This is a genomic window from Streptomyces sp. DG1A-41, assembly GCF_037055355.1.
Lineage (GTDB): Bacteria > Actinomycetota > Actinomycetes > Streptomycetales > Streptomycetaceae > Streptomyces.
In genome coordinates, this window is sequence record NZ_CP146350.1 from 2292705 (window position 1) to 2308706 (window position 16002).

A 16002-nucleotide genomic window follows, 5' to 3' on the forward strand; every position below is an offset into this window, starting at 1 on the left:
AGCCCCGCGCCCCTAAAAAGGCGTCACATGATCGGGTCGGGTTCCCTCGCCAGGTCCGCTGCTCCCACCAGTCCTGCCTTGTTGCCCAGTTCCGCTGCCCTGACCTCGGCCACCGGGCGCCAGTTGCCGCCGACCAGCCAGCGCTTGTAGGACTTGCGGATCGGGCCCAGGACCAGTTCGCCCTCGTCGGAGAGGCCGCCGCCGACGATGAAGGCGGAGGGGTCGAAGAGGGAGGCGAGGTCGGCGAGGCCCGCGCCGACCCAGCGGGCCAGTTCGCGGTAGGAGTCGACGGCCACGCGGTCGCCCTGGCGGGCGGCCATGGAGATGTGCTTGCCCTCGATGCCGTCGGGCGTGCCGCTGCCGAGGCCGAGGAGGATCTCGGCGTTCTCGGGGGTGGCGTTGGCACGCTGCTTGGCGTAGCGGACGAGGGCGCGGCCGGAGGCGTACTGCTCCCAGCAGCCCTGCGAGCCGCAGCCGCACAGCAGGCCGTCCGGCACCATGCGGATGTGGCCGAACTCGGCGGCCACGCCGAAGTGCCCGCGGCGCAGCTTGTTGCCGATGATGATGCCGCCGCCGAGGCCGGTGCCGAGCGTGATGCAGATGACGTTGCGGTGGCCCTTGCCGGCGCCGAACTTGTACTCGCCCCACGCCGCGGCGTTCGCGTCGTTCTCGACGACCACCGGGAGGCCCACGCGGGCCTCGACCTTCTCCTTGAGCGGCTCGTTGCGCCAGTGGATGTTGGGCGCGAAGTAGACCGTGGAGCGCTGCCGGTTCACATAGCCGGCCGCGCCGATGCCCACGCCGACGATGTCATGCCCGACGCGTGCCCCTTCCACCGCCGAGGCGATGGCGTCCACGATGCCCTCAGGCGTGCCCGGGGTCGGCACCTTGTGGGTCGAGAGGATGTTGCCTTTCTCATCGACCACGCCGGCCGCGATCTTCGTGCCGCCGATGTCGACGCCGATGGTGAGTCCCATGAATCCCTCAGTTTCGGTCGAGCCCCGCTACGGCCAACGGTACCCGAGGCACTGCCGTCGGGTTGGCTGTCGTCCGCACGCTGGGCAGGACCGGCGGCGGCACGCCGGTCGCGGCTCGTGAGAGGGCGGGGGCTCAGTCCAGGTCGATGCGCTCCCCAGGGCCGGCGTCGTCGCCCCGGTCATGGCGTTCGTCCAGGTCACGCGGGTCGATCCGGTCGTCGCGGCCGGTCCAGCGCCGCTCCTGGGCCTCGACGGCGGAGCGGTAGGCGGCGAGCAGTTCGTTCCCGGCGGCGGCCAGGTGGTCGAATACGTCCGGGTTGCGTTCGATGACGGGTTCCACGGCGGCCTTGGCCTGCTGGACGACCTGGCGGACGACCTGCTCGGCGGCGGGCCCCGCGACCGCGCCGAACAGCGGTGACTGGATTCCCGACAGCTTGTCCGCGACGGCGTCGACGAGTTTCTTCAGTTCCTCGGCCGCGGAGCCCGGAGGCGGGCCGTACTGGGCGCGGCGGCGGGCCTTCTCCGCCTCGAGGTCCTCGGCACACGCGGTCGCCCAGGCGTCGGGGTCGGTCGCCCGTACCTCGTCCACGGCCTCTTCGCGGGCTGCGTCGGACGGGGGAGCTCTTCGCTCATGGCGGACTCCTGACTACGGTTCGTCCCTACGACGTTACCTCTTCTCACCGCGTCTGCGGCCACACCTTCGGGTCGGGTGCGAAGCGGACGCGCAGCTCGCCCTCGCGCAGGGCGGCCCCGTCGACGGTGCAGCGGCGCAGCGCGGAGGGCAGCGGAACGATTCGGCGGAATCGCCCCGCCGTGACGACGAGTTCGTCGCCGCGCCGGACGAGGTCCAGCTCGTCGCGTATGGCGCCGGGCAGCGGGATGTGCCAGACGAGCACGCCGTCCTCGCCGAGCCGGTCGGTCACCGGCCACTCGACCGGTGGGGCCGGAGCGTCCGGGCCGGCGCCGGGCACGGCGAGGGCGGCCAGGTCGTCGGCGCCGAGCGGGTCGCGTCCGAGGTGGGCGACGGTCCGGACGTCGTACGACTCCCGCCACTCGTCCAGAGTCTTGCGCTGCTGGGCGACCGGGCCGGCCAGCCAGGTGTCCGGGGACGCCTCGGGCAGGACGCGGTTGGCGACGACGACGTCGGTGCGCAGGCCGCGCAGGGCGAGGCCGAGGTGGGCGGCGCGGAGGGCGTCGGCACCGGCCGGGCCGGGCTCGGCGACCAGTCGTACGACGGTGTCGCGGTCGGCGACGACCGCCTGGACGGCGGCCAGCTCCAGGTCCCAGCGGGCGGCGGTCTCGTACAGCCACTCGGCGGGCATGGGGACGCCGGCGAGCCGGCCCAGGATGGGGCGCAGGGCGCGGGCGGCCTGGCGTTCGGGCGGGAGCAGGCGGCGCAGGTAGCGGCGGAGCTCCTCGGGCAGGGCGAGGAGGGCGAGGGCCTGCGGGGCCGGGGGCAGGTCGACGACGAGGAGGTCGTACGTCTCCGACAGCGCGGCGTCGCGCAGGGCGCGCAGGAGGGCGAGTTCCTCGGCGCCGGGCAGGGGGGTGAGTTCCTCGGGGTCGAGGCGGGAGGCGCCGAGGAGGTCCAGGGCGGAGGATGCGCGGTCCTGGAGGGCGGTGAGGTCCTTCCGGAAGTCCTGGGCGGGGTCGGGACGCCAGGCGGTGAGACGGGGTGCGGCTTCGGTCGGCTCGGGGCCCGTGCCGGTTCCCAGGGCGGCACCGAGGGTGTCCGTGCGGTCGGTGCCGAGGACGAGGGTGTGGGTGCCCTCCGCCGCCGCGGCCAGGGCGGTCGCGGCCGCGAGGGTGGTACGGCCGCTGCCGCCGGGGCCGGTGATCAGGATGGTGCGCATGGGGTGACGGTACCGGCCCCTCGTCTGGTCCCCGGCGTTGGTGCTGGCGACGGGTCGGGGGCGCAACCCGGCGCTGCGGGTTGCCGCCCGCGCCCGCCCGTGCCGCCCCAGGCGGCACGACTGTCCGCGGGCTACGCGACTACTTGCCCGACTCCACGCGCTTCTTCAGACCCGCCAGCGCCCGGTCGATGATGACCTTCTCCGCCTTGCGCTTGATCATGCCGAGCATGGGGATCTTGACGTCGACGGTGAGCGCGTAGGTGACCTCCGTGCCCCCTGCCCCCGCCGGCTTCAGAAGGTACGTGCCGTCCAGGGAGCGGAGCATCTGGGACTTCACGAGGGTCCAGGACACCTCGTTCTCGCCGGTCCAGGTGTACGCGAGGACCTGGTCGTCCTTGATCGCTCCCGCGTCCATGACGAGCCGGACCTGCTCGGCGCGGCCCTGCTCGTCGGTCTTGAGCACCTCGGCCTCCTTCACCTCGCCGGTCCAGTCCGGGTAGCGGGCGAAATCGGAGATGACCGCCATGACGTCGGCCGGGGCCGCCTCGATGGTGATGCTCGAGCTGGTGTGTTCCGCCATCGCCGTGGCTCCTCCAGATACGGGCCGGTATGAGGTCGTCGTGCGCAAGCGTGTGCAGCGTGAAGGCTACCGCGCGCGGGACCCGCCGATCTCACCCGACCTGGGACGTCCTCACCATTCCAGCGCCCAGGGCGTCCCGGTCCCCGCGAAGTGCCCCACGTTCACACACTCGGTTGCCCCGATCCGCATCCGCCGCACCAGCGGCTGGTGCACGTGCCCGAAGAGGGAGTAGCGGGGGCGAGTGCGGCGGATGGCGTCCAGCAGGGCCCGGCTGCCGCGCTCGAAGCGGCGCGCGACGGTGTCGTAGACCAGTTCGGGAACCTCGGGCGGGATGTGCGTGCACAGCACGTCGACCTCGCCGACCGCCTCGATCTTCGCCGCGTACTCCTCGTCGCTGATCTCGTACGGCGTCCGCATCGGCGTGCGCAGGCCGCCGCCGACGAAGCCGAAGACCCAGCCGCCGATCTCGACGCGCTCGCCGTCGAGGACGGTCGTGCCGGGCCGGCGTACTCCTGCCACAGGGGCGGCATGTCGACGTTGCCGTAGGTCGCGTACGTCGGGGTGGGGAACGCGGCGAACATCTCGGCGTACTGCTTGCGCACCGCCTTCTCGATCACCGAGGCGCGGTCCGCGCCGACGCCGGCCCACAGCCGGGCCCCGAACTCCCGCGCCTCCTGGAAGCGGCGGGCGGTGCGCAGCGCGACGATGCGGTCGGCGTTCTCGACGCCGAACAGGTCGGGGAAGATGCCGCGCGAGTGGTCGGCGTAGTCGAGGAAGAGGACGAGGTCGCCCAGGCAGATCAAGGCGTCGGCGCCCTCGCCGGCCCTCGCCAGGTCACGGGCGTTGCCGTGCACGTCGCTGACCACGTGCACGCGCGTCCTGTGGTTTCCGGCTGGTGTGGGTGCCATGGCGATCAAGAGTAGGTCGAGCGCCGCACCTGTGAACAGTGGCGGCCCTACCTGCGGTTACTGGTCAGTCAGTTAGTACGTGGACTACTGTGCGCGAAGGAATACCCAACTGTGTGACGCAGCGAACATCTCGACGGGACCCCCTGTCGTAGAAGCCATACCGGCGGGTAACGTCCGGGCAGTCCAGTCGTGCTCTGCATTTCAACAAGTGAATGCCCGAGCACCTGCCCGAGCCTTGGACCGGACCGTCGCATCACACAACGTCGTGGCGCCGGCGCCCTATGAGGAGCAGCAGTCTTGCGCGAGTTCAGCCTTCCGGCTTTGTACGAGGTCCCTGCGGACGGCAATCTGACCGACATCGTCCGCAGAAACGCCGCGCAGCACCCGGACGTCGCCGTCATCGCCCGCAAGGTCGGCGGCACCTGGCAGGACGTCACGGCCACCGCCTTCCTCGCCGAGGTGCGCACGGCCGCGAAGGGGCTGATCGCCGCCGGGGTCCAGCCGGGCGACCGGGTGGGCCTGATGTCCCGCACCCGGTACGAGTGGACGCTGCTGGACTTCGCGATCTGGAGCGCGGGCGCGGTGACCGTGCCGGTGTACGAGACCAGTTCGCCGGAGCAGGTGCAGTGGATCCTCGGCGACTCGGGCGCGACCGCGTGCATCGTGGAGTCGGACGGTCACACGGCCGCCGTGGAGTCGGTGCGCGACCGGCTGCAGGCACTGAAGCACGTGTGGCAGATCGAGGGCGGCGGCATCGACGAGCTGGGGCGGCTCGGGCAGGACGTCACGGACCAGACGGTCGAGGAGCGCGGCTCGATCGCCAAGGCCGACGACCCGGCGACCATCGTCTACACCTCGGGCACGACCGGCCGCCCCAAGGGCTGTGTGCTCACCCACCGCAGCTTCTTCGCCGAGTGCGGCAACATCGTGGAGCGGCTGCGCCCGCTGTTCCGCACGGGCGAGTGCTCGGTGCTGCTCTTCCTGCCGCTCGCGCACGTCTTCGGGCGGCTCGTGCAGATCGCGCCGATGATGGCGCCGATCAAGCTCGGCTGCGTCCCGGACATCAAGAACCTCACCGACGAGCTGGCCGCGTTCCGCCCCACGCTGATCCTCGGCGTGCCGCGCGTCTTCGAGAAGGTCTACAACTCGGCGCGTGCCAAGGCGCAGGCCGACGGCAAGGGCAAGATCTTCGACAAGGCCGCCGACACCGCCATCGCCTACAGCAAGGCGCTGGACACCCCCTCGGGCCCGTCGCTCGGCCTGAAGATCAAGCACAAGACGTTCGACAAGCTCGTCTACAGCAAGCTCCGCGCGGTCCTCGGCGGCCGGGGCGAGTACGCCATCTCCGGCGGCGCCCCGCTGGGCGAGCGCCTGGGCCACTTCTTCCGCGGCATCGGCTTCACGGTCCTGGAGGGCTACGGCCTGACCGAGTCCTGCGCGGCCACCGCGTTCAACCCCTGGGACCGGCAGAAGATCGGCACGGTCGGCCAGCCGCTGCCCGGCTCGGTGGTCCGGATCGCCGACGACGGCGAGGTGCTGCTGCACGGCGAGCACCTGTTCAAGGAGTACTGGAACAATCCCGGCGCGACCGCGGAGGCGCTGGCCGACGGCTGGTTCCACACCGGTGACATCGGCACCCTCGACGAGGACGGCTATCTCCGGATCACCGGCCGCAAGAAGGAGATCATCGTCACCGCGGGCGGCAAGAACGTCGCCCCGGCCGTGATCGAGGACCGCATCCGGGCGCACGCGCTGGTCGCGGAGTGCATGGTGGTGGGCGACGGGCGGCCGTTCGTGGGCGCGCTGATCACCATCGACGAGGAGTTCCTGGGCCGTTGGTGCGCGGACCACGGCAAGCCGGAGGGTTCCACCGCGGCGTCGCTGTGCGAGGACCCGGACCTGCTGGCCGCGATCCAGGCCGCGGTCGACGACGGCAACGCCGCGGTGTCGAAGGCGGAGTCGGTGCGGAAGTTCCGCATTCTGTCCTCCCAGTTCACGGAGGAGTCGGGCCACCTGACCCCCTCGCTGAAGCTGAAGCGGAACGTGGTGGCGAAGGACTACGCGCACGAGGTCGAGGCGATCTACGCGACGTGACCGGCCGGAGGGCCTGCCCTAGGGCGCGAGGACGGTGCCCAGGCCGGCGTCGGCGGGAGTGCCCGCCGTGGCAGGGCCGATGAAGGCGGCTGTGCCGTCGGCGCCGAGATGGACGACGGTGCCGTCGCCGGAGTTCTCGCCCGGGGCGCCGACGGCCAGGCCGACGGCCGAGGTCCCTGTGTAGTCGCCGGCGGCGACCTCCGCGCCGAAGCGGTCGCCGGTCTCGGCAGTGCCGGGGATCCCGTCCGCACCCTGGTTGAGGGACTGCGCGGAGGCCACGGTCAGGTCGGTGGTCAGCCGCAGGACCAGGGCGGAGCCGGCGTCGGCGCGGGCGGTGCCGTCCACGGTGAGGTCCTCGCCGGGCAGACCGGCCAGGACGTCGAGGACGCCGTCACCGTCGACCTCGCGCAGTGCGACCGAGGCGCCCAGGGCGTCGCCCGCTTCGGCGGTGCCGGGGATGCCGTCGGTGTCCTGGTGGACGGTGACGGTGTCGCCGGGATGGTTGAGGCCCCAGGCGTGGCCGCGCTTGATGGTGACCTGCCCTCCGGCCCGGCCCCGCGCGTCGGCGGCGAGCGGCTGGCCCACCACCAGATCGTCGTAGCCGTCCTTGTCGATGTCGCCGGCGTCGAGGGAGCGGCCCGGCGGCACGTGGGCTCCGAATCCGCCGGTGAGGCCGTCCGGGCCGCCGGTGAACTCGAAGACCTTGCCGATGCCGTAGGTGTCGACGACCGTCACCGCCACATCGTCGTAGCCGTCGCCGTCGAAGTCGCCGACGGCGCCGTCGACGGCGACCGCGGCGTCGAAGCTGACACCGTGGGTGTGGACGGTGCCGGTGGCGCTGTCGCGCCAGACGAGCCAGGAGCCGCTGCCGGCGGTGCCGGGACCGAGGCCGATCGCGTCGTCGAGGCCGTCGCCGTCGACGTCCCCCGCCTCCACGTCGGTGCCGAGCCGGGCCGAGTCCGGCGGCCCCCAGTGGGCGCCCGTGGTGAAGGACGTGCCCCCCGTCAGGCCCGAGGCTCCGGTCAGGACGGTGACCGAACCCCGGTCCGCGTTGCCGCCGGTGTCGTTCTCGCCGGGTGAGCCGACCACCAGGTCGAGGCGGCCGTCGCCGTCCAGGTCGCCGGAGGCGGTGGCGGCGCCGAAGCGGTCTCCGGGCTCGACGGCGCCGGGCACCGAGCCGGTGTCCTGGGTGAGCGTGCGCCGGCCGGTCGCGGTGGGGCCCGCGGCGGACCCGGGCAGGACGGTCACCGAGCCCGCCGCCGAGGCGGCCTCGGGAGTACCCGCGACCAGGTCGGAGGAACCCGAGGCGTCGAAGTCGTACGGCGTCCCGGGCCCCGCCGCGCGTGCGGGAAGCGTCGTCAGGCCGGACACGGCCAGCACGGCGCAGGCGACGAGGGCGAGCGCTCGTGCCTCCGCCCTCATGCCTTGCTCTTCAGCCAGGCGACGATGCGGTCGTGCACGCCCGGCTCGCTCAGCAGGGAGCCGCCGTGTGCGGAACCGGAGACGACCTGGGTCTGGATCCGGCCGTTGGGTACACCCTTGTCCTCGGCCGTGGCTTCCAGATCCGTGGAGTGGACGGGCGGCACGAAGTCGTCCTCGGAGTGGATCAGGTACATCGGGGCGTCGGCCGGGTCGACCCAGTTCTTGGAGACCATGCTGCGCCAGGTGTCCCAGCAGGAGGGGTGGAGCGTGGTGGAGGTGTCGCCGGAGTCGGGGTAACAGCGGGCGAGGATGGCCGAGTTGTCGCGCAGTTTGCGCTTCTTGGCGTCGGTGGAGGTGTTGCCGTCGTTCCACGCCCGGTAGGGAGAGGCGACGGGCGAGAGGGCGACCACGCCCTTGAGCCGCAGGGCGCCCGCGCCGTGCGTCGCCGCGTCGGTGGCGAGCTGGCCGCCGGCCGAGGAGCCGAGGAGCAGCACACGGTCGGGGTCGACGTCGAACTCGGCGGCGTGGGAGCGGATCCAGGCGACGGCGTCGGCGACATCGTCGCGCTGGGCGGGCCATGCGGCCTCGAAGTTGAGCCGGTATTTGATGGCGAACACCTGGAAGCCCTCGGCGGCGAAGCGCTCCGCGGAGGAAGACCAGTCGGTCTGGTGGTACCAGTAGCCGCCGTGGATCAGCACCAGCGCCGGCTTGGGGCCGGAACTGCTCTGGTTCCAGTGGGCGTCGAGGGTCTGGCGCGGGTGGGTGCCGTACCGGTGGGTGGAGTTCGCGGCGCCGGCCTGCACGGTCTGTGTCGTGTGGGCGCCCTGGGCGGCCGGGGCCGTCGAGGCCGTGGTGGAGAGGGCGGCGGCGCCGGCCATGGTGAGGGCGGCGAGTGCGGGCAGCAGTAAGCGGCGCATGGGTGTGTGCTTTCAGGCGGAGGAAGCGGAAGAGGAAGAGGTGAATGGATGGCCGGTCCCGCGGCGGCGTGAGGTGTGCCGCGGGACCGACCGGGGTGAGGCCGGGGCGTCGGTGCGTCAGCGGAGCACGGAGCCGAACGTCTCACCGGCCGCGGGCAGGCCGCCGGTGCCCGGCTGGAACGTCGTGACCGGCTGCGTGGCGCCGCCCAGGACGTTGGCCCACGGCACGGCGTGCGCGGATCCGTACGAGACGGGCCCGTTGGGCAGACCGAGGTAGAGCTCGGAACCGGTGGTGTGGAGCGCGGTGCCCACCTTCTGCGCGTTGCCCAGTGCGCCGGGGATGCCGAACTTGCCCGGGTACACGGTCGCGATAAAGGCGCCGTTGGTCAGGCTGAAGGTGTAGACCGTGCCACCGTCGGTGGCGCCGGTGCTGTCCTCGCCGGGCACGCCCACCGCGAGCAGGGTGTTCTGCGCTGTGCTGACCGCGCCCGGGGCGGTGTTCACGGCCGACAGGGACTGGCCGAAGGCGTCCCCGGCCTCGGTAGCGCCCGGGACACCGGAGGCGCCCTGGTAGATGCCGGAGATCTGGGTGAACCCGGTGGCCGTGAGACGGAAGGTGTCGACGCGGCCCGCGTTGGCGGCCTGGGAGCCGTCCTCACCCGGCGAGCCGACGGCCAGGATCGACTCGGTGCCGTTCGCGGAGGTGCCGGCCCGGTACTGCACCAGGGCCAGCGACGCGCCGAACCGGTCGTCGGCTTCCGCGCCGCCCTCGACGGTGTCGAGGTCCTGGTCGAGACCGGTCACGCCGGTCGGCAGCTTGTCGGCGTTGAGGGTGTGGCTGAACAGGGAGACACCGCCGGCGGCGGCCAGCGTGCCGATGGCCTCGCCCGGGGCGCCCACCACGAGGTGCTGCGGCGAACCGGCGATGGTGGAGCCGAACTTGTCGCCCGCCTCCATGGCACCCGGCACGCCCGACTTGTCCTGGTGGATCAGCACGTTGGTGGCGCCGGTGCCGCGCACGTAGACGACTCCGCCCGCATCGCTGAGGCCGCCTGCGGCGTCCTCGCCGGGCGCGCCGACGGCCAGGTACGGATCACCGGCGAGCGTGGTGCCGGCGGCGAGGGCGGCGCCGAACTGGTCGCCGGCCTCGGACGCCATCGAGGCGAGAGCACCGCTGCCGGAGCCCTGCTCCAGGCTGACGGCCGCCTTGCCGGTGGTCAGCCCGGCCGTGGCGCCGTAGAGGATGCTGACCATGCCGGCGTCGGTGGCCGTTCCCAGGTCCTCGGCCGGAGCGCCCACGACGAGGTCGGTGCAGCCGTCGAGGTTGTGGTCGTACGTGGCGAGCGTCGCGCCGAACCGGTCCTTCGCCTCCGAGCCTCCGGGCACCGCGGCGAGGTCCTGGGTGAGCTCGGCGGTGCCCTTGCCTCCGCCGTACACGACCCGGACCAGGCCCGCGCCCGCGTCGCCGCCGACGGCCGCGTCGGGGTCGGCGATCGCGGTGTCGCGGACGCCGTCGCAGTTGAAGTCGGTGACCGGAGCCGCCTGCACGGTGGTGTCCAGCCAGGAGCGCAGGTTGTCCACGCGGGTGCCGACCGCGCCGGTGCGGGTCTCGGCCGGGTCCTGGCCGAAGCAGCCGCCCTGCCAGGACCTGCCGGCGACGGCCACGACCTCGTAGCCGTTGGCTCCGCCGGTTCGCGCGCGCAGTGCCGGGCCGCCGGTGTCACCGGCGCAGACGGCGACACCGTCCTTGCCCGCGAGCTCGAGGTTCGCCGTTGCCGTCGTGCCGACCGTGAAGGCGCCGGCGTGCAGCTTCAGCGGAGACCACTCGGTCTTGGTGCGGCCGAATCCCGGGATCGTGAGGGTCTCGCCGGTGGTGGGCATGGTGGTGCCGACCGCTGCCGGTGTGACGCCGGTGACCGGCGTGGCAAGGCGGGCCAGAACGACGTCACGGTCGCTGCGGGGTACCAGTTCCACGACCTGGCGGACCTGGCCGGTGGTGCTGGTCAGGTCGGTGCGGCCGACGGTGGCGGTGGTGGCCTTGGCGGGCTTGCCCGCGCGGATCTGGAAGCTCTGCTGCGGGTTGTCCGCGAAACAGCTGGCGGCGGTCAGCACCCATCGGGGGTCCACGAGCACGCCGGAGCAGGCTCGTTCGCCGGAGCCGATGTCGAGCCGGGCGGTGAAGGCATAGGCACCGTCGGCGCTCTGGTCGCCGGTGACGGCCTGCGCGGGGCCGCTGGTGAACGCGCCGGTCAGCAGGGCGGCCGTGACCGCCGTACTCAGCAGCGCCGCGCGTGGGCGGAGGGGAGACACGTTCGTTTCCTTCGGGCTTCGAGTGGGGACGGTGGCCGTGCGCGGCCGCCGTGGGGTGGGCAGGTGCGGTCTCGTCACGCGGGTCAGCCGGTGACCCGGATCTCCAGGAGAACGGTGCGAGGCTCACCCAAGCCCTCGCCGACGCCCTTGAGTTCGTTCTTCGGGACGTCGACGGTCTGGCTCTTGCCCTCGGCGGTCAGCTCGGCCCGCACCGGGTGGCTCTCCGTCTGGATACCGAAGACGTCGGGCAGTTCGAGAGTGAGGTAGCCGGTGGTGTGCGTGGCCGCGAAGCAGAACTCGCCGCCGCCGACCCGTGTCATGACCTTGATCTGGTCGGCGGCGTCGTTGCAGGCGGCCAGGGTGATACGACCGTCGCCCCGCTTGAGGCTGATGCCCTGCTCGGCGAGGATCCGGTCCGCCCCGGGGTAGGAGAAGTCCTCCACCGCGACCGGCGGTTGGGCCTCGGCGGCGTTGCTCGGCGCCGTGCTCGGGGCGGCGGTGGCCAGAGCGGTGCCTCCGGCGACGGCGGCGCCGACCATGATGCCGGCGAGCAGGACTTTACGGGCTCTGGATATCACGAGGATTCCTTCCGGGAAGCGACATGCAGGCGCATGCGGATACGGGCCGGCCGACAGACTCCGGTCGGCACCGCGGGCATGCCGGAACGGCATGCCGAGAAAGGATTCAGGAACGCAGCCGTATGGGTGCGCGCGAAAAATCCGGGAAATTCCGCCCGGTCGGCACGATTGCCCCTCGCCCCCAGAACACGTTCCGGCGTGACCGCCTGAACATCCCCCTTCGCGGCCGCCCGGTCCCGGCGGCGATCGCACGATAGCAAGTAATCGCCGCCTAATCACTCCACAGGCGAAACACGCCACTAACACTCTTTGGTCACAATTTTTTCGGATGTGTGCAGCACGTTTTCGGTATCACCATGCCCCGAATGCCAGTTTTTTGACGCATCGTCACCATCCGGTCTCGTGGCGTATATCACAACACCAACCTTCTCGGAGGCGTCCGAAAACCGCCTGTCCGCATTACACGAAAACCCGGATGCTCCAGATCACGGCGTATTCTCACTGGGCCGAAATTCGGCGACTGGTCCGCTGGTCGACCAGAAAAGAAATGGATGCTTGTTCCTTGACGCACAGATCAAGAACCCGGACCGGTACATTCCGGATGGCCGGGGAAGTCCACCGCGCAGCTGTGCCGCGACATTCCGTCCGGGCGCTCTGCCTGGCCCTTTTCCTGTCTCTCACCGTAGGTCTCCTCGGTGTCCCGGCCAGTGCCGCAACGGCGGCCGAGGCCCCTGAGGCGGGCGACGGGACGAGCGTGGACCACATCCCCGCCACCCCGCGAGGGGAGGTCCTCAGAGCCTGGAAGGCGGGCGGACCCGGCGTGAAGGCCGCCGCGGAGGCGGCGCTGCTGGGCACGGACGCGCAGGTGCGCGCGTTTCTCGACAGTGAGAGCGCGGTCGCCGAACTGTCCGACGACCGGGTGGCCACCGTGCAGATCTTCTCGGCCGGCGGCCGGGGCGTGCGCGAGGCCGCCGAGAAGGCACTGTCCGGCACGCCCGAAGACCTGGACACCTTCATGAAGTCGGGCTGGCAGGCGCCGCTGGAGCAGGACCAGCGGGTTCGCGCGACCCAGATCGTCAGTGCCGGCGGCCCCGAGGTGAAGGAGGCCGGCAAGGCCGCGCTGAACGGCACCGCCGAGGACGTACAGCGCTTCATCGCAGAAGGGCAGTACGACGCCCGGCGCAACGACGAGCGCGTGGAGGTCGTGCAGATCCTCAGCACGGGCGGACCCGCCACCAGGGAGGCGGCCCAGGCCGCGCTGGACGGTACGCCCGAGGACGTCACCGACTTCCTGGAGCTCGGCCAGCACATCGCCCGGGCCCGGGACCAGGAACAGGCCACAGTCGAGGACCTGGTCGCCCTGGTGAAGGAGGCCGGCCGACAGGCCCGGGAGGAGACCGAGGCGGCCAAGGAGGCCTCCGCACGCGCCGTCGCGGCGACCAAGCTGGCCAAGGAAGCCGCGCAGAAAGCCGCGGCCGAGACCGCGGCCGCCAAGAACGACGCCACCAAGGCGTCCAACGCCGCCGGCCGGGCCGCCGACGCCGCCCATGGGGCCGCCAAGGCGGCCCAGGAGGCGATCAGCGCCGCCCGCGCCGCCAACACTTCGGCAAGGATCGCGGCCAACGCCGCGTCCCAGGCGGCCTCCGCGGCCGCTGCCGCTGCCCAGGCCGCCTCCCGGGCCCGCAGCGCCGCCGCCGACGCGGCCACGGACGCGGGGAAGGCCGAGGCCGCGCGCAAGGCCGCCAAGGGCGCCTACGCCGCGGCCGAGGGCGCGGAGACCGCCGCCAAGGCGGCCGACCACGCGGCGACCGCGGCCGACGAGGCCGGCAAGGCCGCGAAGGCCGCCGCCGGCGCGGGCGCCAACGCCGACAGCGCGGCGACCGCGGCACAGGAGGCGAGCGGTCACGCCAACGTCTCCGCGGCCCAGGCCCAGCGGGCCCGGGACGCGGCCGCCGATGCCCGGCGGCAGGCGGCAGAGGCCACCCGAGCCGCGAACCGGGCGGTGACCCTGGCGGGGAAGGCCGCCCAGGCCGCCCGGGAGGCCCGGGACGCCGCCAATTCCGCGGCCACCCACGCCCGCAACGCCGGCAAGGCCGCCGAAGAGGCGGCCAAGAACGCCGGTGACGCCGCCACCGCGGCGGCCGAGTCCAAGAAGCACGCCACCGAGGCCAAGAAGGCCGCCGACGCCGCGACCGCAGCCGTGGTCAAAGCCAAGAACACCTTCGACCTGGCTCGCGAGGTGGAGACGGAGGAACTCGCCGACCGCCGGTACACCGAGGTCGAGAAGGCCAGGGCCCTGAAGACCGCGGACGACGAGCGCAAGGCGCGTGAGCAGAAGGCCGCGGCGGAGAACCGCGCGGCCGACGAGGAGGCGGTGCGTCTGGCCGCCGAGGTGCACGCACCGGACGTGGACCTGCCGGCCGCAGCCGCCAAGGCCCGCAAGATCGCACTGCACGTCGCCAAGACCCGCGGCCCGTGGAGCGCCACCACGGCCGAGGCCGCCCTGGCGGGCTCGGACGCACTGGTCGTGGAGTACATCCGCTCCGGCTTGAAGGAGGCCGCCCAGCGCGACGAGTACGCGCGTACGGTCAACCTGGCGTGGCAGTCGGAGTACGAAACCGTCCGTACGGCGGCCAAGACCGCGCTGAACGGCGACGCGGCACAGATCAGCGCCTTCGTCGCGACCGGTCAGCACGAAGCGGCACGCAACGACTACCGCATCCGGGTCACTCAGCTGATGCAGAACGCCGGATCAGCGGTGAAGAAGGCCGGCCAGGAGGCACTGGACTCCGGCTCCGCCGACAAGATGCGGGCGTTCGTCCACACCGGTTACTACACGGCCCGGACGAGCGACGAGCGGGTCCGCGCCATCCAGTTGCGCAGCACGGGCGGACCGGAGCTCAAGGCCGCGGCCGACGTGGCGGTGGCCGGACCGCCGCAGGTGCTGCACCAGTTCATCGAGGTCGAGCAGTACCGCGCGGCGCGCCAGGACAAGCTCACCGCGACCCATGTCTCCCGGGTTCAGGGTCTAATCGCCGGGGCGGCGAAGATCGCGGCGACAGCGCAGGAGGACGCCGCTCTGGCCGCGAAGGTGGCGGCCGAGGCCATCAAGGCGGCCGGAGAGGCGGCCAAGCACGCCGATGACGCGCGGGAGTCGGCGAGGCAGGCGGGAGAATATGCCAAGGAGGCGGACGCGCACGCCGACGCGGCGGAGAAGTCAGCGGCCGACGCCGCTGCCTCGGCCAAGAAGGCCCGGGCCGCCGAAGCCGACGCGAAGCAGGCCGCGCGCTCGGCCGACCTGTCGGCCGACCGTGCCACGGCGTCCGCCGCCGCGGCGCAGGTCTCCGCGAGCGACGCCTGGGCCGCGGCGGACGCCGCGTACGCCTCGTCGATCGAGGCCGGCAAGGACGCGGTCGCGGCGAGCAAGGCGGCGGACGCGGCGGGCGACGTGGCGTTCCGCAAGCTCCAGGAGGAGATCCGCAAGCACTTCGCGGACATCGTCGCCGAGAACGAGGAACGCGCACTGCTCGCGGAGGACGAGGAGTTCGCGGAGTACATGGCCAAGCTGAACGAGATCGACTGGGGGCAGTTGCTGTCCGAGGGCGGCCACTTCACCCTCGACGTCCTCGGTCTGATTCCCGGCTTCGGCGAGGCCGCCGACGGCGTCAACTGCGCCTGGTACTTCGGCGAGGACAACAAGATCGACGCGGGTCTGTCCTGCGCCGGTGCCGTGCCGTTCGTCGGATGGGGCGCCGCGGGCGTCAAGTTCGGCAAGTGGGGCACCAAGGCGGACGGCTTCTTCCGCAAGTTGTTCGGCAACAACCCGGCGTTCGCGCTGTGCGCGCGGTCACTGCGCGCCATGTCGCTCGCACGGGCGGCGGGTTCGATCAGCTGCCCGGTGGGCTTCCAGAACCTGGGCAACGACGTGTTCCAGTCGCCGGGCGGCTTGGTGTACATGCGGGAAAGCGCGACCAAGCACCGCATCGACCATGTCATGGAACACACGCGGCCCAAACCGGACAAGCCGCTGCACAGCATCTTCAAGGAGAAGGACCAGGGCAAGCTCCTGGCGCTGATCGACGACGCCTGGAAGAAGCGCGGCAATCCCCTCCCCGGCCAGGGCAACAAGGTCTTCCCCGTCGAATACGCGGAACCGATCGGAGACGGTGGCGAGAAGTTCTTGTGCATCGTCACCCGGTACAAGAGCAAGATGTACCGCGTCATCAGCGCGTATCCGTCAGCGTCGGGATCGTGCCCGAGGTTCTGACGCGCGCGGCCGGGGCCCGGACCCGCCTGGCCCCGGCCGCGTACTCGGACAAGAATCACCCCTAAGAGCCGACGTACGGCGAACACCACGAAGGAC

General features: G+C 72.1%; 10 protein-coding genes and 1 pseudogene. 2 read left to right on the top strand and 9 right to left on the bottom strand.

Annotated elements, in window-relative coordinates; translation table 11 throughout:
* Positions 1 to 23: 23 nt before the first annotated feature.
* The 5 genes and pseudogenes from V8690_RS10765 to V8690_RS10785 all read right to left on the bottom strand — a co-directional run bounded on the left by V8690_RS10765 (position 24) and on the right by V8690_RS10785 (position 4318).
* On the bottom strand, positions 24 to 977 hold the full coding sequence (locus V8690_RS10765; protein WP_338777752.1) for an ROK family glucokinase: 954 nt from the start codon (positions 975 to 977) through the stop codon (positions 24 to 26).
* A 133-nt stretch (positions 978 to 1110) separates the two neighbouring features.
* Complete coding sequence (locus V8690_RS10770) at positions 1111 to 1566, bottom strand: DUF5304 domain-containing protein (protein WP_338777755.1); 456 nt, start codon at positions 1564 to 1566, stop codon at positions 1111 to 1113.
* 88 nt (positions 1567 to 1654) lie between these two features.
* The gene (locus V8690_RS10775; protein WP_338777758.1) at positions 1655 to 2830 is read right to left on the bottom strand and encodes an ArsA-related P-loop ATPase; all 1176 of its coding nucleotides are present in this window, start codon (positions 2828 to 2830) and stop codon (positions 1655 to 1657) included.
* A gap of 139 nt (positions 2831 to 2969) precedes the next feature.
* Positions 2970 to 3410 carry an SRPBCC family protein gene (locus tag V8690_RS10780; RefSeq protein ID WP_059423277.1) on the bottom strand — a complete coding sequence of 147 codons (441 nt, stop codon included), beginning with the start codon at positions 3408 to 3410 and terminating at the stop codon, positions 2970 to 2972.
* Between the two features lie 111 nt (positions 3411 to 3521).
* Positions 3522 to 4318: pseudogene (locus tag V8690_RS10785) on the bottom strand (metallophosphoesterase).
* Positions 4319 to 4615: 297 nt separating this feature from the next.
* On the opposite strand from V8690_RS10785, the gene V8690_RS10790 reads away from it, so the two are divergent.
* Positions 4616 to 6412 (top strand): AMP-dependent synthetase/ligase, encoded by a 1797-nt coding sequence (locus V8690_RS10790; RefSeq protein ID WP_338777766.1) that lies wholly within the window; start codon positions 4616 to 4618, stop codon positions 6410 to 6412.
* Positions 6413 to 6430: 18 nt separating this feature from the next.
* Here the strand turns inward: V8690_RS10790 and V8690_RS10795 are convergent, their stop codons facing one another.
* The 4 genes from V8690_RS10795 to V8690_RS10810 form a co-directional block, all read right to left on the bottom strand.
* A complete protein-coding gene (locus V8690_RS10795) occupies positions 6431 to 7834 on the bottom strand; it encodes a hypothetical protein (protein ID WP_338777768.1) in 1404 nt (467 codons plus the stop codon).
* The gene (locus V8690_RS10800) at positions 7831 to 8751 is read right to left on the bottom strand and encodes an alpha/beta hydrolase (protein WP_338777770.1); all 921 of its coding nucleotides are present in this window, start codon (positions 8749 to 8751) and stop codon (positions 7831 to 7833) included. The genes V8690_RS10795 and V8690_RS10800 overlap by 4 nt, the downstream gene beginning before the upstream one ends.
* A gap of 117 nt (positions 8752 to 8868) precedes the next feature.
* On the bottom strand, positions 8869 to 11061 hold the full coding sequence (locus V8690_RS10805; protein ID WP_338777772.1) for a trypsin-like serine protease: 2193 nt from the start codon (positions 11059 to 11061) through the stop codon (positions 8869 to 8871).
* Between the two features lie 83 nt (positions 11062 to 11144).
* Positions 11145 to 11639 (bottom strand): hypothetical protein, encoded by a 495-nt coding sequence (locus V8690_RS10810; protein WP_338777775.1) that lies wholly within the window; start codon positions 11637 to 11639, stop codon positions 11145 to 11147.
* 754 nt (positions 11640 to 12393) lie between these two features.
* Here V8690_RS10810 and V8690_RS10815 point away from each other — a divergent pair.
* On the top strand, positions 12394 to 15906 hold the full coding sequence (locus V8690_RS10815; protein WP_338777777.1) for an ALF repeat-containing protein: 3513 nt from the start codon (positions 12394 to 12396) through the stop codon (positions 15904 to 15906).
* Positions 15907 to 16002: the final 96 nt, after the last annotated feature.

Excerpts from the sequence above, each read along its gene's own strand:
- V8690_RS10765 (WP_338777752.1), bottom strand. The coding sequence starts at position 977 with ATGGGACTCACCATCGGCGTCGACATCGGCGGCACGAAGATCGCGGCC.
- V8690_RS10775 (WP_338777758.1), bottom strand. The coding sequence starts at position 2,830 with ATGCGCACCATCCTGATCACCGGCCCCGGCGGCAGCGGCCGTACCACC.
- V8690_RS10800 (WP_338777770.1), bottom strand. The coding sequence starts at position 8,751 with ATGCGCCGCTTACTGCTGCCCGCACTCGCCGCCCTCACCATGGCCGGC.
- V8690_RS10780 (WP_059423277.1), bottom strand. The coding sequence starts at position 3,410 with ATGGCGGAACACACCAGCTCGAGCATCACCATCGAGGCGGCCCCGGCC.
- V8690_RS10795 (WP_338777768.1), bottom strand. The coding sequence starts at position 7,834 with ATGAGGGCGGAGGCACGAGCGCTCGCCCTCGTCGCCTGCGCCGTGCTG.